Origin of the sequence: Catenulispora yoronensis, assembly GCF_039531695.1 — a bacterium.
In the GTDB taxonomy this organism is placed as follows: Bacteria; Actinomycetota; Actinomycetes; order Streptomycetales; family Catenulisporaceae; genus Catenulispora; species Catenulispora yoronensis.
On the sequence record NZ_BAAAQN010000045.1, the window covers coordinates 42,068 to 59,127 of the forward strand.

Consider the following 17,060-nt stretch of genomic DNA (forward strand, 5'->3'; position numbering starts at 1 on the left):
GTCACGGGGTGGTGGTCGGTTCGGTGCCGGCTCTGCGGCGCAGCGTCGGCCGGGGGCGCCGGATCGGCCGCAGCCGCTGGGCGAAGCCTTCGACAGTGGGCAGGTCGAAGACGTCGGTGACGGAGAGTTCGAGGCCGAGCTCGGAACGGATCCCGTCGAGCAGGCGCGGGACGAGCAGCGAGTGGCCGCCGAGCTCGAAGAAGTTCTCGTCGACGCCGACCGAGTCCCGGCCGAACAGGTCGGCCAGCAGCGCGCACAGCCGTTCCTCGGTCTCGGTCCGCGGTGCGCGGGACGGCGCGGCCGGGGCGGGCTCCAAGGCTTCGAGCCGGCGCCGGTCCACCTTGCCGTTGGGCGTGGTGGGCAGGCTGTCCAGGACGAAGATGCCGGAGGGGACCATGTAGGCGGGCAGCTGTCGGGCGACCCGGGACCGGAGCTGCTGGGGATCGAGTTCGAACCCGTATTCGGTGCCGAGGTACGCGTTCAACCGCTTGCCGGCGTTCGCGGTGCCGGTCGCCAGCACGACGGCCTGGGCCACCCCGGGCACGGCGCGCAACGTCGCCTCGATCTCGCCGAGCTCGATCCGGAAGCCGCGGATCTTCACCTGGTCGTCGTTGCGGCCCAGGAAGTGCAGCCTGCCGTCCGCGCTCCACCGGGCCAGGTCGCCCGTGCGATACATGCGGGCGCCGGCGGGGCCGAAGGGATCGGGGACGAAGCGCTGCGCGGTCTCCGCCGGACGGTTCAGGTAGCCGCGCGCAACCGCGTCGCCGGCGATGAACACCTCGCCGGGCGCGCCGAGGGGGACCGGGCGCAGCCGCGAGTCCAATAGATGGATGCGCGTGTTCCAGATCGGCGTGCCGATGGGGACGCCGCCGTTCTGGAGCGCCACCGGCCGCTCGACGGTGTGGCCGGTGGCGGCATGCGTTTCGGTCGGTCCGTAGTAGTTGTGCAGACGACGGCGCGGCTGGTCGTCGAAGAATCGTCGCATGGCGCCGCTGAGCACCAGCGCCTCGCCGCCCTGCACGACGTCGCGCAGCGCCGGCAAGTTCGTGCCCTGCCGCTGCGCCTCCCCGCACACCAGATCGATCAGCGCGCTGGGCGCGAACAACTCAGTGACCTGATGCCGGTCCAGCCACGGCACCAGGCGTGCCGGGTCGCGCCGGATCTCGTCCAGCGGCACCGCCAGGGTCTTGCCGCGGGTGCCCGCCGACAGGATCTCCTGCGCCGCCGGGTCGAAGCTGGTCGACGCGAACTGCGCGACGACCGAGTCCGGATCGGCCGGGATCACCGAGCCGTGCCAGGCCAGCAGGTTGACGATCGGCGCGCTGGGCATGACCACGCCCTTCGGGCGGCCGGTCGAGCCCGAGGTGTAGATGACGTAGAGCGGGTGCTCGGGCCGCAGGGGCGTCAGCCGCTCGGCGTCGACGAGGTCCGCCGCGCTCTCGGCGGCCACCAGGTGCCGGAACCCGGCGTCGTCCACGCACCGGACCGGGGCCCCGGCCGGAAGCCGGTCGGCCGCGGTCGTGGTGGTCAAGGTCAGGATGGGGGCGGCGTCCTCGATCATCGCCGCGATCCGCGCCGCCGGATACTCCACATCCACCGGCAGGTAGGCCGCGCCGGTCTTCACAACCGCCCACAGTGCCACGATCATCTCCAGCGAGCGGGGCAGCGCCAGCGCGACGATCCGTTCCGGGCCCGCGCCCTGGCCGACCAGATACCGGGCCAGCCGATTCGCGCGGGCGTTGAGCTCGGCGAAGCTGATCGCCTCGTTCTCATAGACCACGGCGCGATGCTCCGGCGTCCGCAGAACCTGCGCCTCGAACAAGGCAGGCAACGTGGTCTTGGCGACGGTGCGCTCTGTGGCGTTCCACGTCGATATCAGGGCACGTTCGTCCGCGCCGCGCAGCTCGATCCGCCCGATCGGCGTCTCCGGGTCGGCCAGGCCCTGCGCCAACAGCGTGACGAGATAGTCGGCGAGGCGCTGGACGGTGCCCCGGTCGAACAGGTCGGTGGAGTACTCGATGAAACCGGTCATGCCGCCGCCGGGCGTGCCGGGCGGCGTGAGGTTGACCACCAGGTCGAAGCGGGCCACGCCGAGCCCTGAGGGGTGCGGCGCGACCGTGAGGCCGGGGATCCGCGGCGGCTCGCTCGGGCCGGTCTCGAACACGAGCATGACCTGGAACAGCGGATGGTGCGCCAGCGAGCGTTCCGGGTTGAGGGCCTCGACCAGGGTGCCGAACGGGAGTTCCTGATGGGCGAAGGCTTGGAACGTCAGTTCTCTGACCCGACCGAGCAGCTCGCGGAAGCTCGGGTCGCCCGAGGTGTCGGCGCGCAGGACCAGGGTGTTGGTGAAGAAGCCGATCAGGTCGTCGAGCGACTCGTGGACCCGTCCGGCGGTCGGCGTCCCGATCGGGATGTCGTCTCCGGCGCCGAGCCGGGTCAGCAGGGCCGCCAGCGCCGTGTTCACGACCATGAACGGGCTGGCTCCGGCTTCGGCGGCCGCGCGGTCGACGGCCCGGGTCAGATCGGCGCCGAGCGTGAAGTCGAGCACGGCGCCGCGATTGCTCGCCCGCGCCGGACGCGGCCGGTCGCCGGGGAGTTCGAGCCGCTGGGGCACGCCTTCCAGGGCCCGGGTCCAGTAGGCCAGATCGCGGGACATGACGCTGTCCTGGTCCTCGGCGGACCCCAGCACGTCCCGTTGCCACAGCGTGTAGTCGCGGTATTGGACCGGGAGAGGCGTCAGGGTCCTGCCTTCATAAGCCTGGGCCAGATCGCGGTGCAGCGGTGCCATGGACCAGCCGTCGCAAGCGATGTGGTGCACGACGAGCAGCAGCACGTGGTCCTGCTGCCCGAGGGCCACGAGCTCGGCGCGCAGGGGGACGTCCACCCGCAGGTCGAAGCCGCGGCTTTCGAACGCATCCTGATAAGCGGCCAGGCCGGCCGGGTCGAGCTCGACGACGCGGGCTGCGGCGAGGCCGGCCTCCTCGACGCCCACCACGAGCTGGTGCGGCTCGCCGCCGGTCTCGGGGAAGACCGTGCGCAGGCTCTCGTGACGCTCTGCCAGAGCCCTGACCGCCGCCCACAGCGCGTCCCGGTCCAGCGCGCCGCGCAGGCGCAGCGGCATCGGGATGTTGTAGGTCGGCGCGGCGCCTTCGAGGCGGTTGATGAACCACAGGCCGCGCTGCGCGGGGGAGAGCGGGACGAGGTCGGTCGCCGCCACCGGGTAGCGGCGCAGGTCCGGGAGCGGGGCGCTGCGGGCGTCGAGCAGCCGGGCGAGGTCCTCGACGGTCGGCGCGTCGAACACGTCGCCGACCGTCAGCGCGTAGCCCATGCGGGAGCGCACCTTGGAGACCAGCCGCATCGCCACCAGCGAGTCGCCGCCGACGGCGAAGAAGTTCGTCAGGACGCTGAGCTCGGTGAGCCGCAGCACCTCCTCGAACAGCGCCAGCAGCTCCTTCTCCACCGCGGTCCGGGGACCCGGGCCGGCCGGGCCGGACGGCACCGGCATCGCCGCCAGCGCCGCGCGGTCGATCTTGCCGTTGCGCGTCGTCGGCAGGCTCGGCAGCGGCACGACCACGTCGGGCACCAGATACGCGGGCAGCTTCGTGGCCGCGTACTGCTTCAGCTCGGTGGCCCAGCCCTGCGCCGCCTCGGTGCGGGTGCTCATGCTTCGCGTCCCATGCTTCGCGTCCCCATGCTTCGCGCCCCCTCGGGAGTCAGGCGCCGATCTCGATCGGCAGCGAGGTGAAACCGAGGATGAAGTTCGACCGGAGCCGGACCGGGTCGCCGGCCGTCCGGAACTCCAGGCCGCTGCCCAGCAGCGCGTGGAACGCCTCGGTCAGCTCGACGTTGCCGGCCGGCGCCCCGATGCAGCGGTGCACGCCGGCGCCGAAGGACAGGTGCCGGTTCGGGCTGCGGGTGATGTCGAAGCGGTCCGGGTCGGGGAACTGGTCCGGGTCGCGGTTCGCCGAGACGTTCCACAGCGTGACGATCTCCCCGGCCGCGATCGGGACGCCGCGCACCACCACGTCGCGCGTGGTCACCCGCTGGACGTAGGCGTTGGTGGAGCCCCAGCGCATGATCTCGTCGAGCGCGCCGGACAGCAGCGTGGGCTCGGCGCGCAGGCGGGCCCACTCCTGCGGATTCTCCAGCAGCGCCAGGAAGCCCGAGCAGATGGTGTAGGAGCTGGTCTCGTTGCCGCCGACGGCGATGTTCATGCAGGCGTAGAGCAGCTGGGCGTCGGTCAGCGGCTCGCCGTTGATCTCCGCGCGCCGCAGCATCCCGACCACGTCGTCGTCGCCGGTGGCGTCGCCGCGCTCGTCGAGCAGGTCGGCGAAGTACTCGAAGATCTCGCTCTGCGCGTGCGCCAGGCGGAGGCGCTCGTCGCCGGAGACGTCGGTGAGCGCCGCGTCGCGGTAGCCGACCATGCGGCGGGTCAGGCCGACGACGTGGCGGGCCTCCTCGACGCCGATGCTGAACATCGCCATCAGTGCGCCGATCGGCAGCAGCGGGGCGAAGTCGAGGGCGAAGTCGCAGCCGCCGTCCGCGCGGAGGTCGTCGACCGCGCGGGAGACCAGGGTCCTGACACTGTGCTGAATGCGCTCGACCATGCCGGGACCGAACGGCGGGTGCATGACCCGGCGCAGGATGCGGTGGCGGGGCGGGTCGGAGGCGACGAGCATCTCGTTGGAGGCGGTGTCGCCGCCGCCGGTGCGGAAGGAGCCGCCGAGGATGGCGCCGTGCAGGGAGCTGAAGGCGTCGTGGTCGATGTAGGCGGCGGTGATGTCGTCGTAGCGGGTCAGGGCCCAGAAGGACGTGCCGTCGGCGGAGGGGTTGCGGTAGACGGGCGACTCGGCGCGCAGGCGGCGGAAGGCCGCGTGGTGGTTGTTGGAGGCGAAGAGTTCGACGTCGGTGAGGTCTATGGGGGTGGAGACGGAGGTGTCGGTGACGGCAGCGGCAGCGGCGGTGGCCGTGGCCGTGGCAACGGCGGTCGCCGTGATGGCGGTCATCAGCGGGCCGCCGATCCGGCGCGGCTGTCCAGGACGGCGGCGAGGTCGCGCAGGATCGGGTTCTCCAGGACCACGCCGATGTCGATGGCGATTCCCGTCTCCCGCTTCACCTGCTGGCGCACCCGGAAGGCGAGCATCGAGTTGCCGCCGAGGACGAAGAAGTCGTCCGCGACGCCGATGTCCTCCATGGCGAGCAGCGTCGACCAGATCTTGGCCAGGACCAGCTCGTTGGGGCTGGTCGGAGGCTGGTGTGCGCGGATCCGGGCCTCGTCGGCGGCCAGGAGCTCGATCAGGGCCTCGCGGTCGCGCTTGCCGTTCTCGGTGGCCGGGATCTTGGCCAGGACGACGATCTTGGCGGGCACCATGTGGTCCGGGAGCTCGCGCTCGGCGAAATCGCGGAGCTCGGCCGGGGTCAGCGGGCCGCGCCGGACGACGAAGGCCACCAGGTTGCGGTCCTGGGTGTGGCCGGCGCCGTGCGCTATGACGGCGGCGTCGCGGACCTGGGGGTGGCGTTGCAGGACGCGTTCCACCTCGCCGGGCTCGACCCGGTAGCCGCGGATCTTGACCTGGTGGTCGACGCGGCCGACGAAGTCGAGGAGGCCGTCGGGGAGCACCCGGACTTGGTCGCCGGTGGCGTACATGCGGCTGCCGTCGCCCTGGAACGGGTCGGGGAGGAAGCGGGAGGCGGTGAGCGCCGGCTCGCCGAGGTAGCCGCGCGCGACCCCGCGGCCGCCGACGTGGAGCTGGCCGACCTGGCCCGAGGGAACCGGGCGCAGACCTTCGTCGAGTACGTATATATGAGCACCGTCAAGGGCGGTGCCGATGGGGACGCTGTCGACGTCGGGCGACAGGGCCGCGACCTCGAAGGCGGTGCAGGCGGTGGTGGCCTCGGTGGGGCCGTAGAGGTTGAAGAAGCGCCCGCTGAAGCTGCCGGCGAGCAGATCGCGGCAGGTGGTGGGCAGGATCGCGTCGCCGCCGGTGTGGAGGATGCGCAGGGGCGAGAAGGCGTCGCGGTCCTCGCGGACGACATGGTTCACGGCCATGGTCGGGACCAGCATCGCCGTGACGCGCAGGCGGCGGAGCGTGCGCTGGAGGTCGGACGCGAGCAGGTCGGGCAGCGCGGGGAGGACGACGATCTGGGCGCCTTGCGCGAACGTGCACCACGTTTCGAAGTGGAAGGCGTCGAAGGAGGGGCTGGCTATCTGGCCGACGCGGTCTTCGGGAGTGAGGGGCGGGAGCGAGGGGTTCTGGGCGAAGCCGGTGATGTTCTGATGCGTCAGGACGGTCGGCTTGGGGGTGCCGGAGGAGCCGGAGGTGAAGAGGATCGCGGCGGCGGAGGTGGGGGTGGTCGGACCGGGAGCGAGGGCGGGATCGGCAGGGCTCTGCGTCGCATCGAAGGGGGCGATGGTGAGGATCGCTCGGGCGCTGCTGTCGCCGCTCCAGTCGGGCTCGGTGAGCAGGAGACCCGCGCGGCTGCCGTCGATCATCGCCTGGCGGCGGGCGGCCGGGTAGCGGGGATCGATGACGACGTAGGCGCCACCGGCCTTGAGGACGCCGAGGATGGCGGCGAACAGCCCGGCGCCGCGCCGGAGGTGGATGGCGACGGCGGACTCCGGGCCGACACCGGCGGCGGAGAGGGTGTCGGCGATGGCGCTGGAGTAGGCGTCGAGATCGGCGTAGCTGAGGGTGGCGGCGTCGTCGTGGACGGCCGGGGCAGTGGGATGGCGCTCGACGGAGCGGGCCCACAGAGCGGTGAGAGTGTCTGTTCCCTGGCTCACCGACTCCAGGGTCACCGAGCTCGCCGACAGGGTGATGGTCATCGCGTTCCTCCGTCGAAAGGGGCGGGGCTCGGTGGGAGTCGGTGCAGGGCCTCTAGGACGAGGCCGCGGGTGGCGGCGTGCGCGAGCAGGTCGTCGCGGGTGGTGTCGACGCGGATGGTCCGGGTGGAGCGGGCGCCGGGCCACGGGTCGACGGCGGGCTGGTCCTGGGACAGGAAGCTGATGACGTCGGTGTCGACGGCCGGGTGGTCGGCGCGGTGCGACGCGGCGAGGTAGGCGAGCCAGTCGAGGAAGCCGTCGAGGAGGGGGATGAGGGCTTCCTCGGCTTCGCGGAGGTCCTCGGCGGCGGTGGGGTCGGCCGGGTCGGCGCCGAATTGCGCGGCGAGGCTTTGGCGGATGTGGTCGAGCAGATGGGCTTCGCAGCGTTTGAGGAAGTCGTCCGAGCGGTCGGCGAGGAGGGCGGGATCCCACCAGGGCGGGAGGGCCACCGGGTCGCCGGTGACGGATTCCAGGAGGGCGCGGTATTCGGTGCCGATGGTTCGGGGGGTGCAGAGTTCTGCGTTGAAGCTGAGGAGGTGGGGGCAGCCGGTACGGAGAGCGAGTTCTTGGCCCAGGGCCGAGGCGCCGCAGTACGTGAGGATGGCGTGGACCGGGCTTGAGACGTCGGCGTCGGGGAGGAACTCGGCGACGTAGCCCGCCGTGGAGGGCTCCCGAGGCAGCGGTGGCTGCATCAGGTATCTGACGTCGTAGCCGGACTCCTCCAGACGCAGGTCTGAGATGCGCGCCTCGGGGCGGCGGCCGGGGTAGTCGAGGACGAGCAGCACGGGAAGGGTCGGTCCAGTCATCGCACGCCCTCCGGCACGGGTGCGACGTAGCGTTGAAGCTCGGCGATCACCTCGTCGGGCGAGAGCTGCACGAAGAAGTGGCCCCCGGGGAGGACCCGGTGGTCCGCGGCGGCCGTCGTCTCGGCCGACCAGGGCTCTGGGTCCAGGGCGTCCTCGTCGCCGTAGAGCGCGAGGATGCGGCATCCGAGGGGATGCGGCAGCTGCTGGAAACTGGTCAGGAGCTCGATGTCCGCGCGCAGGGCCGGGACCGCCAGCTCCACCATCTCGGCCAGCAGCTCGTCCACACCGTCGGCGGCTTCGTCGATGAGCTCTGTGATGCCGGCGGCGGCGAGCGCTTCGGCGACGTCCTCGCGGAGCGCGTCGTCGTCGGGACGAGAGTCGCCGGGATCGTAGCGGTAGCGGTGGGCGCCAGGAGGCGCGCAGGCGGCCACGACGAGGGCGGCGGTGGGAACGCGGGCGGCCACGAGCAGAGCCAGGAGGCCACCCATGCTGTGGCCGAAGAGGACGAGCGGCGACGCCGTCCCGGCTCGGAAGTCGAGCAACTCGGCGGCGATGTCATCGGCGACCGCGGCCATGTCGGTGGCGAACGGGGCGCCGTAGCTGCCTTCGCGGCCCGGGAGATTGACGACGGTGAAGCGCCAGTCGGCGGGCAGCGCGCCCCGCCAGTCGCGGAACGCCGAGGCACCGGTGCCGGCCCCGGGGAACGCGACCAGATCCACGGCCCCGCGCGAGGAAAACAGGGGGCCGGTACGGGATTGCGGCGAAAGCAGCGAGGGCGAGGACATGCTCACCCGACCTTCTGGAGCGACTCGATCCGCTCCGCCACCGCCCGCGGCGTCTTACCGAGGAACACGTCCTGAATGGCCAGCGCCAACCCGGCCTTCTTCAACTCCGCCACACACAGCGCCGCGAGGAACGACGACCCGCCGCGCCCGAAGAAGTCGTCGTCGGCGCCGAAGTCGGGCACTTCCAACCGGCGTCCGAACACCCCCGCGATGAGTAGGACAAGCTCATCGACCGAGGTGCTCGCGGACCCACTGACGTTCGGCATGGGGGAACCTCCCGTTGACTGACGACTCGCCAGTTCCCGTGTGGTGACGGCGTGCATGACAAACCTGGAGGCTCGGGCGCCGCTCGGAGACCGGTGGAAGAACGGACGATGAACTGCTCCGGGGCGTGCCGCGGGCATCGGCGCGACGGGGTCGAGCCCCGGGAGGTGATCTGTGCGCCACCGCCTTGCCACTCACCGTGACCGCCGCTACCGTCCTCCGAGTACGACCCCTGATTCACTGATGAGGAGGATCGCCGTGGAACTGCCTGTCGTCGCGTCGCCGGAGGAGTGGCGCAAGGCCCGGGTCGAGCTGCTGCGGGAGGAGAAGGCGGCCACCGCGCTGCTGGACCGGATCGCTGAGCGCCGGCGCGCGCTGCCGATGGTCGAGGTGGTGGAGCCGTACGTGTTCGTGGGGCGGGACGGAGAGGCTTCACTGCTGGAGTTGTTCGAGGGACGGCGGCAGCTGATCGTCTATCACTTCATGTGGGTGGGGGACGCGGGGTGTCCGAGCTGCTCGGTGGTGGCCGACAACATGGGGCATCCGGCGCATCTGGGGGCTGCCGAGACGACGCTGGTGATGGTGTCGCGGGCGCCGTGGGCGGACATCGACCGCTTCCAGCAGCGGATGGGGTGGAGCACTCCGTGGTACTCGTCGCAGGGCACTGGCTTCAACTACGACTTCCACGTGACGAGCGACCCGGAGGTCGCGCCGATCGAGTACAACTACATGGATCAGGCCGAGCTGGAGGCGAAGGGGTTCGACTACTTCCTCACCGGTGACAACCACGGGCTGAGCGTCTTCTTGCGCGACGGCGACCAGGTGTTCCACACGTATTCGACGTATGGGCGGGGCTGCGAAACGCTGGTCGGTACCTATAGCTACCTGGATCTGACGCCTTTGGGGCGGCAGTTGCATATCACTGAGTTTCCTCATCACGACAGCTATGAGAGCGCTGCGGGGCACTGCCACTGAGGATGTTGGGCCGGTTCAGGCCGGGCCGGTTCAGGCCGGGCCGGTTCAGGCCGGGCCGGTTCAGGCCGGGCCGGGCCGGTTCAGGTCAGGTCGGGCCGGTCGGGCCGGTGTCTATGGGGCGCCGGCCTCCGTGGTCAGTGCGACGAGTGAGGCGCGGCCAGGAGGAGGGCCACCTGTACGGCTTCCTCGGTGTGGGCGCTGAGTTTGTCGCCGTTGCAGACGGTGTCGGTGGCGAGGCGTTCCAGGCCGCCGATCAGCATCAGGACCCGGTCTCGGGACATGGGAGTGCCGCCCGCGCGGCGGAACTCCTCGGAGGAGTAGATCTGGCGGAAGGTCTCGGCGTAGATGTCAGTGTCCTGGTTGAGGAAGTCGCGGGTCGCCGCTCCCAGGAGCGGCAGATCGCGGATGAAGCTGAGGACGACGGCGGGGCGGGCGTCGACGAAGCCGAAGCCGGCCGTGATGAGCTGGCGGAGCTGGGTCTGCCAAGCGGCGGTGCGGTCCACGGCGGCGTTGATGTAGGCGGCGCCGGTGTCGCTGACCTCTTTGAACAAGGCGATCAGGCAGGCGTTCTTGGAGTCGAAATGCGCGTAGAAATCGCGGCGGGAAGTGCGGGCGCGGGCGACGATGTCGCCGACGTTGATTTCCTGGAATGCCTTTTCGGCCAGGAGGGACTCCAGCGCGCCGGTCAGACGGTTCCGGTGGTCGGCTGCTCGCCGGTCGTCCGGGCGCTCGGCCGGTGGATCCGGCTCTGATGCGCGGTTCGTCATAGACAGACTTTAGCAGGTCCGGTCTCGTGGAGATCGGCGAGCGCATATGCCGGGTGCGGATAGGATGGCAAACGCATTATCGACGTTATTGGATGATTAGCCGTGGGTTTCCGGTGCCGCCCATGATTCGGTGGTGAACAACGAACGGGATTTCGCAGCCGCTATCAGGGGCCACGCGCGGGAGCATCCGGACCGGATCGCGTACCGTTTTCTCGTTTCTGGTGACGTCGACGGACCCGTTGTCACCTGGACCTACGGTCGGCTTATCGCGCGGGCCGAGGCGGTGGGGACTGCGTTGCGGCGGCAGGTGCCCACCGGTTCCCGAGTGGTGCTGCTGTATCCGGCGGGCCCGGAGTTCATGGCCGGATTCCTGGGGTGCGTGCTGGCCGGGATGGTCGCGGTGCCGGTGGCGTGCTCGGAGACGGAGCCCTTCGATCGGGTGGTGCCTCGGCTCGGCGCGGTCATCACGGACTGCGGTGCGGCGGTGGTGCTGACCGACGCGGCGTGGATCCCGCCGGGGCGGGCGGCGTTCGCCGATCGGCGGTGGATCGCCACGGAAATGCTGCCGGACGCGGTCGGTGGCGGGGCGGTGGGCGACGGCGTGCCGGCCGGGGCGGTCGGGCAGGTCGCGTTCCTCCAGTACACGTCGGGCTCGACCCGATCGCCGAAGGGCGTCGTGGTGACGCAGGCCAACCTGGTGCACAATCTGCGGGCGCAGAACGAGGCTTGGGGGCTGGACTCGTCGGTGCGAGCGGTGAGTTGGCTGCCCAACCACCACGACATGGGTCTGATCGCAGGTCTCTGTTATCCGGTTTGGCTCGGCGGCACCGCGACCCTGCTGTCGCCGGCGAAGTTCGCTGAACGCCCTGCGCGCTGGCCGGAGGCGATGTCGGAGTACGGCGGGACCTTCAGCGCCGCGCCGGATTTCGCTTACGGGCTGTGCGCGCGCAAGTCGAGCGACGGCATGCCGGTGCGGGACCTGGACCTGTCCTCCTGGCGGATCGCGGTCAACGGCGCTGAGCCGGTTCGGCGTCAGAGTATGCGCCGCTTCGCGGAGGCGTTTCAGGAGGCTGGCTTCCGCGCTGAAGCATTCCGCCCTGCCTATGGTCTCGCCGAGGCGACGCTTTTCGTCAGCGCGCCGAGCCGCTTCGAGCTCGACGCGGCATCGGACCCGGCGCAGCGGGCCTTCGTCTCCTGCGGGTCCCCGGCCGCCGACACCGAGATCGCCATCGTTGATCCGCAGGGCCTGCACCGTCTGGAGGACGGCAGAGTTGGCGAGATCTGGCTGCGCGGCCCGAGCAACGCGGTCGGCTACTGGAACGATGCGGAACTCACCGGCGCGACCTTCCTGGCTCGGACGTCGGACAGCATCGGACCCTACTTGCGGACCGGCGACCTGGGATTCGTGGCTGAGGGCGAGCTGTTTGTCGTCGGCCGACTCAAGGAACTGATTATCGTGGCGGGCGTCAACCACTATCCGCAGGACCTCGAATACACCGTGGAGCAGGCGCATCCGGCGATCCGGGCCGGCGGGGTGGTGGCGTTCGGCGTCGACGGGATCGACGGGATTGACCGGATCGACGGGATTGACGGGATCGGCCGGGCGAATGGGACCGAGGGAGACCAAGGGACGGGGACCGGGGGGACCGATGGCCTCGGCGAGCAGGCGGCTGTCGTCGCCGAGCTGGTCGACGGCTTCGAGGGCGACCCGGCGCTGGTGGCGGCCGCGGTGCGGCGCGCGGTGCGGGCGAACCACGGGATCAGCCTGCACGCCGTCGAGTTCGTCGCCGCCCGCACCGTCCCGAAGACCTCCAGCGGCAAGGTCCGCCGGCGCGAGACCCGGGACCGGTTCGTCGGCGGGCTGCTGACGCCCCATGCGCCCGGCCCGGACCCGGTCGCCATCATCGGCATGGGGTCGGTCGGCGAGGGCTCGCCGCGGATGCTGCTGGAAGTGGCCTTCGAGACCCTGGAGGACGCGAAGCTCCCGCCGGAGCGCACGGCCGGGACCGCCACGGGGGTCTTCGTCGGCGTCCCCACCGGCGACTACGCGCGGTTCTCGATGGCGGCGAACCGCATCTCCTACACGCTCGACTTCCGGGGCCCGAGCCTGATGATCGACACCTCCGGGTCCTCGTCGCTGGTCGCGGTCCACTTTGCCTGTGCCAGCATCCTGTCGGGGGAGTCCGAGATGGCGCTGGCCGGCGGGGAGGGCGACGGCCTGCTGCTTCTCAAGTCACTGAGTCGTGCGCTGGCCGACGGCGACCGCGTCTACGCCGTCGTCCGGGGGAGCGCCGTCACCCACGACGGCCGGTCGAAGGGCCCGACCGAGGCGGGCGCGCAGGCCCACACCGAGGTGAGCCGGCAGGTCTCGGCCACGGCGGGCGTCGCCGCGAACCGGGTCCGTTATGTCGAGTCGGGGACCACCGGCGGTGTCGCCAGGCTGGCGAAGCTGGCGCTGGCGTTGCATCGCCGCGGTGCGCCGGGTCCGTGGCCGGAGGGGGAGGGGCCGCTGGTCGGGGTGGTCAACAGCTTCGGTGTCGGCGGTACCAATGTGCAGGTGGTGCTGGAGGAGGTGCCCGGTGCCGCGGTCGACGCCCAGCCGGAGGCGGCTGTCAGGCCGCTGAGTCTGAGCCTGAGCCTGAATGAAACGGCCGAGGTGGATCGACCCTTGGTCCGGATCGAAGGGCAGACGGACTTCCCGCTCACCTTCAACCAGGAGCGGATCCTGTTCGCCGATACGGCCGAAGCGACGCGCGTCATCGTGCAGCACGGTCTGGTGGACGGACCGATTGACATCGCAGCCCTCGAACAGGCCTTGCGCCGCCTGACCGAGGTGCACGAAGGGCTCACCACCGTCTTCGTCCGGGCGCAGGACGGCAAGACGGTGCGGCAGCGGCTGGCCGGACCAGTCGCTCCGGTCCTGGATTTCGCCGACCTGGTTGCCGAGCCGCAGGATTCCGACGAGCTGCGCGCCGCGTTGGAGAAGCGCCTGATGGTCGTGGAGCGGCCCTTCGACCCGTTCGACGGCCCGATGTATCGCATGGCCCTGACCCGCATCGGCGACCAGCAGCACGTGCTCAGCGTGGCGCTCGACCACCTGATTGCCGACAGCTGGTCGATGGGGGTGGTGTTCCAGGATCTGGTCCGCGCCTACGAGTCGGTGGTCGCCGGGTCTGTCGACGAGCTGGAGGCCCCGCCGCTGCGGCTGGTGGACTACGCGCAGTGGGAGCGGACGGCGTACTCGGGACCGGGGCTGGACGTGGCCCTGGCGCGGTGGCGGCGGACTCTTGAGCAGTGGCCCGAGCCGCGTCTGCCCTTCGTCCGGCGGCGGGAGGCGGACGTCCCGATCGAGGCCCGGGTCGCGGTGGCCGAGGTGTGGAGCGTCGCGCTGATCCGGCTGGAGGAGCTGGCCCGCTCGACGGCGACCGATGTCCCGACGCTGGTGCTCACGGCTTTCCTCCTCGCGGTGGCCGAGGCCGCCGGAACCGACCGGGTCGCCGTCGCGACCCGCGTCGCCGGCCGCGACCGGCCGGGCCTGGAGCGGACTCTGGGCTTCCTGGCGACCTCGCGCCTGATCGCCGTCGACTTCGCCGGGTGTGCGAGCCGCCGCGAACGCCTGCTGCGGGTCCGCGCCGCCGTTCTGGCCGCGAGCGACGAGCAGGGCGTCTCCCTGAGCCAGTACGCCTATCTGGCCGGGACGGCGAGGGACCGGGAGCCCTACCGCGTCGCGCTGAACCACCTGCCGGACGTCGAGGCGCCCGCCAAGCTCGGCGAGGCGGCTATCAGCCTTCTGCCGCGCCGCAGCGTTTACGCCCTCGACCGCGACATCGTGCTGTTCGCCCGGACCACCCTCGGTCCGGCGCTTCGCCTGTCCTTCGCCTACACCGGCGGCATCGTCGACGACGAGGGCGCGCGGCGACTGGCCGCCGCCGTGGCTGATCAGCTCACTGCGTTGGCTGAGAATCCTGACGGAGCATGAGGTCCTCATCGGCACCGGGCGACCGGGTCATGGCCAGCATGCCCCCGACCAGCCCGATGAGGATCACCCCGATGGCGACGCTGACGCCGCCCGCGCTGTCCCAGTAGACGTCCTTGAGCTCGATGAGCAACGCCGCCTCGTCCACGACCAGCCCCAGCCCGATCCCGAACAGCAGCCCCATCCACACGTGCCAGGCCGGCGACCGCTCCACCAGTCCGGCCGCCGCCACGACGACGAGCAGCAGGATGCCCCACAGGTAGTGGTGGATGTGCACGCTGCCCGCGGTGATGTTGCCGAACCCGCGCACGTGGATGTGTATCAGCCAGGTCAGCAACCGCATCCCGCCGAACGTCGCGGTGAACGCGTACCACGCCAGCACCAGCCCGCGCCGGGTCGGGTGCACGTCTTTCAGGGTTCTGAATCGCGACATCGGGCTTCCCGGGAGGACGGAGTGGACGGTGGGAGACCACGATGGCAGGTCCGACGGCCGCGGAGTAAGCCCTTAGTTCACCGACAGGATGAAAAGCGTATCGAGTCCGTTCTGATGGCGGACGGGATTCGCGATCAGGCCGTGATCGGCATGGCTGTCGGTCATGGAGTCCAGGTCGGGGGTGATGGTCACCGGCGTTCCGGGATGCTGCGTGTCGGTCAGGAAGTCGCCCTTGACGGTGGAGATGTACAGGTGGTGGTCGTCGACGACGTTCACCGTGTAGATCCCGAAGCCGTGGAAGGACGGGCTCGCGTCGGTCAGCTGGGCCTGGGTGGCCTGGTCCGACGGTGCGACCGACACCGCGCCGTCACCGGACCGGTCGCCGGTCATGTAGGCGATGACGCCGTCCTTGACGTCGGCGCAGCACGGGCCACGGTAGGTGGCGATGGGCCGAGGGGTGCCGTCCGGGCCGAGAACGGAGATCACGGAGTCGCTGCGCGATCCGTCCTTCTCCAGTACCGACTGTTCGATGTAGACGTGTTTGCCGTCGGTCCTGACGGTCGCCTGTTTCGGAGAGCTGGTCAGTCGGACCGGGGCCGACGTGTCAGGCCTCCAGTCCATGGCCGCATAGGTCTTGCCGTTGTCGTCCGTCTGCTGCCAGGCGAACAGCCCGTCATGAGCATTGACGAGCGGAATGTGCGCCTGGTCCTGCGGGTGGGGGCTCTGCGCCAGCAGGGTGGATGTCCCGTCGGAGGCGCGGATTGCGTACATCTTCCAGGAGTAGCAGCCCGCCTGCGCACCGCCGGGGCATGCGGTCTCCGGCGCCGGCGTCTTCTCCAGGTGGGTTATCCAGCCGTCGCTGATGGTGTCGTTGGCGATGGTGCTTGCCGGGTCGGCTTTGGGGATCTCGCGCAGCGCGCCGTCGGACAGACGGACGATCCACAGCTCGCTGATGTCGAGGCTGGGATCGCTGGTGGTCTCAACGGCCTCGAACACGGCGTAGTCGGCGTCGAGCCAGGCCCCGAAGGAATGGACGTGCCAGCCCGCAGGCAGGTCGTACGCGTGGACCACGGTCATGTGCGGCGCTTGAGCCAGCTCCGCGTCCGATGCCTTGGGCAGACTCGACAGGGCGGCCGCTGCCACGGCCGACCGTCCGCTCGGGGTCGGGGTCGGGGTCGGGGTCGGGGGCGTGGTCGGGGGCGGCGGCGCGGCGGTCGTCGGGCCTCGGGACGGGCCGGCGGTGTGTGCCTGAGTGCAGGCCGTGGCCACGACGAGAAGCATTGCGGCCACGGCTGTCCGACGACACTTGTGCATCGATCCCCCATGAGACTGGTCCACGCCACAAGCGCAGGCGACTGTATCTGGGCTCTGATATGGATGGCAAGTGTGAGTCCGGTGTCCGGTCTCTGTGGCGATGTTTACGTCATCTGCCACGTTATTGTGACATTTAACGTATGAATTGCTCCACCGAGTGGCAGTAGATGCCACAGGTGACACACTGCGGTCTAGGTGATTGATTCCGGGCGAAACGGCTCATCAGGCGCCGCTGATCAGCCGTTTCGTACCGGTACTCCCAGGAATCGGTCATCTAGCATCGAAACTGTGAGAGTCGATGCAGCGCGCAATCTGGAAGCGGTCCTGACCACCGGGGCCTATATGTTTGCCGCTGATCCGAGCGTGAGTATCGCGAGCATCGCCGCGGTGGCCGGCGTGGACCGGCGTACCGTCTACCGGCAGTTCGCTTCCCGTGAGGAGTTGCTAGAAGCGATCTACGAAGCGCGCCTGTTAGCCGTCAGCCGCGGCATAGAGGACGCGCGCTTGAGCGAGGCGCCGGTTGTTGTCGCGCTGCACCGCTACGTCGAGAACCTCGTCGCGGTCAACCGGGTCTGGCCGGTCGACGTGGCTCGCATGCTCGCCAATGCCAATGAGGAGGTCCGTCAGGATTGGGACAGCCTCGCCGCTGAAGTCGACGCCTTCCTCCAGCGGGCTGTCGACGAGGGACTGCTGCGGTCCGGTCTTCCCGAGGGTTGGGCGCGTGTGCTGCTGACGGAGCTGGTGCAGCTCGTGGCTCGGCAGCGGCCCGAGTTGAACCGCGGACAGGCTGCTGACGTAGTGGTTGACACCTTGTTGTACGGCATCGGAGCCCCGCGTGAGCGGTCAGGCGGCTTGGTGGGTTGACGGTGCGTGCGGCGGGAATGCCCGTGTGTTCGGAGGAACAGTCCAACAGTCGG

12 protein-coding genes are annotated in these 17,060 nt (G+C 70.4%); 3 read left to right on the top strand and 9 right to left on the bottom strand.

Annotated elements, in window-relative coordinates; genetic code table 11:
• Position 1: 1 nt before the first annotated feature.
• The 6 genes from ABD481_RS30565 to ABD481_RS30590 are packed head-to-tail and all read right to left on the bottom strand — an operon-like array spanning position 2 to position 8,680.
• Complete coding sequence (locus tag ABD481_RS30565; RefSeq protein ID WP_344669268.1) at positions 2–3,664, bottom strand: non-ribosomal peptide synthetase; 3,663 nt, start codon at positions 3,662–3,664, stop codon at positions 2–4.
• 49 nt (positions 3,665–3,713) lie between these two features.
• Complete coding sequence (locus tag ABD481_RS30570) at positions 3,714–5,006, bottom strand: cytochrome P450 (RefSeq protein WP_344669269.1); 1,293 nt, start codon at positions 5,004–5,006, stop codon at positions 3,714–3,716.
• Complete coding sequence (locus ABD481_RS30575) at positions 5,006–6,826, bottom strand: non-ribosomal peptide synthetase (protein ID WP_344669270.1); 1,821 nt, start codon at positions 6,824–6,826, stop codon at positions 5,006–5,008. Before ABD481_RS30575 ends, ABD481_RS30570 begins: the two co-directional genes overlap by 1 nt.
• The gene (locus tag ABD481_RS30580; protein ID WP_344669271.1) at positions 6,823–7,629 is read right to left on the bottom strand and encodes a hypothetical protein; all 807 of its coding nucleotides are present in this window, start codon (positions 7,627–7,629) and stop codon (positions 6,823–6,825) included. The genes ABD481_RS30575 and ABD481_RS30580 overlap by 4 nt, the downstream gene beginning before the upstream one ends.
• The gene (locus tag ABD481_RS30585) at positions 7,626–8,414 is read right to left on the bottom strand and encodes a thioesterase II family protein (protein WP_344669272.1); all 789 of its coding nucleotides are present in this window, start codon (positions 8,412–8,414) and stop codon (positions 7,626–7,628) included. Before ABD481_RS30585 ends, ABD481_RS30580 begins: the two co-directional genes overlap by 4 nt.
• A gap of 2 nt (positions 8,415–8,416) precedes the next feature.
• Complete coding sequence (locus ABD481_RS30590; RefSeq protein WP_344669273.1) at positions 8,417–8,680, bottom strand: phosphopantetheine-binding protein; 264 nt, start codon at positions 8,678–8,680, stop codon at positions 8,417–8,419.
• A 241-nt stretch (positions 8,681–8,921) separates the two neighbouring features.
• On the opposite strand from ABD481_RS30590, the gene ABD481_RS30595 reads away from it, so the two are divergent.
• Entirely contained in the window at positions 8,922–9,653 is a 732-nt protein-coding gene (locus ABD481_RS30595; RefSeq protein WP_425559327.1) for a DUF899 domain-containing protein, read from the top strand.
• 134 nt (positions 9,654–9,787) lie between these two features.
• Here the strand turns inward: ABD481_RS30595 and ABD481_RS30600 are convergent, their stop codons facing one another.
• Entirely contained in the window at positions 9,788–10,420 is a 633-nt protein-coding gene (locus ABD481_RS30600; protein ID WP_344669275.1) for a TetR/AcrR family transcriptional regulator, read from the bottom strand.
• Between the two features lie 133 nt (positions 10,421–10,553).
• Here ABD481_RS30600 and ABD481_RS30605 point away from each other — a divergent pair, with 133 nt between their 5' ends.
• Complete coding sequence (locus tag ABD481_RS30605) at positions 10,554–14,399, top strand: AMP-binding protein (RefSeq protein WP_344669276.1); 3,846 nt, start codon at positions 10,554–10,556, stop codon at positions 14,397–14,399.
• On the opposite strand, the gene ABD481_RS30610 is transcribed toward ABD481_RS30605, so the two are convergent.
• Positions 14,365–14,829: a hypothetical protein gene (locus tag ABD481_RS30610; protein WP_344669277.1), complete on the bottom strand. Its 465-nt coding sequence runs from the start codon at positions 14,827–14,829 to the stop codon at positions 14,365–14,367. The two genes, ABD481_RS30605 and ABD481_RS30610, sit on opposite strands and share 35 nt — an antisense overlap.
• A gap of 72 nt (positions 14,830–14,901) precedes the next feature.
• Complete coding sequence (locus ABD481_RS30615; RefSeq protein WP_344669278.1) at positions 14,902–16,098, bottom strand: hypothetical protein; 1,197 nt, start codon at positions 16,096–16,098, stop codon at positions 14,902–14,904.
• A gap of 387 nt (positions 16,099–16,485) precedes the next feature.
• Here ABD481_RS30615 and ABD481_RS30620 point away from each other — a divergent pair, with 387 nt between their 5' ends.
• Positions 16,486–17,007 (top strand): TetR/AcrR family transcriptional regulator, encoded by a 522-nt coding sequence (locus tag ABD481_RS30620; protein WP_344669314.1) that lies wholly within the window; start codon positions 16,486–16,488, stop codon positions 17,005–17,007.
• Positions 17,008–17,060 lie beyond the last annotated feature (53 nt).

Coding starts and splice junctions, on each gene's coding strand:
- ABD481_RS30620 (WP_344669314.1), top strand. CDS start 16,486: ATGTTTGCCGCTGATCCGAGCGTGAGTATCGCGAGCATCGCCGCGGTG.
- ABD481_RS30580 (WP_344669271.1), bottom strand. CDS start 7,629: ATGACTGGACCGACCCTTCCCGTGCTGCTCGTCCTCGACTACCCCGGC.
- ABD481_RS30590 (WP_344669273.1), bottom strand. CDS start 8,680: ATGCCGAACGTCAGTGGGTCCGCGAGCACCTCGGTCGATGAGCTTGTC.
- ABD481_RS30575 (WP_344669270.1), bottom strand. CDS start 6,826: ATGACCATCACCCTGTCGGCGAGCTCGGTGACCCTGGAGTCGGTGAGC.
- ABD481_RS30600 (WP_344669275.1), bottom strand. CDS start 10,420: ATGACGAACCGCGCATCAGAGCCGGATCCACCGGCCGAGCGCCCGGAC.
- ABD481_RS30570 (WP_344669269.1), bottom strand. CDS start 5,006: ATGACCGCCATCACGGCGACCGCCGTTGCCACGGCCACGGCCACCGCC.
- ABD481_RS30565 (WP_344669268.1), bottom strand. CDS start 3,664: ATGAGCACCCGCACCGAGGCGGCGCAGGGCTGGGCCACCGAGCTGAAG.
- ABD481_RS30610 (WP_344669277.1), bottom strand. CDS start 14,829: ATGTCGCGATTCAGAACCCTGAAAGACGTGCACCCGACCCGGCGCGGG.
- ABD481_RS30595 (WP_425559327.1), top strand. CDS start 8,922: ATGAGGAGGATCGCCGTGGAACTGCCTGTCGTCGCGTCGCCGGAGGAG.
- ABD481_RS30585 (WP_344669272.1), bottom strand. CDS start 8,414: ATGTCCTCGCCCTCGCTGCTTTCGCCGCAATCCCGTACCGGCCCCCTG.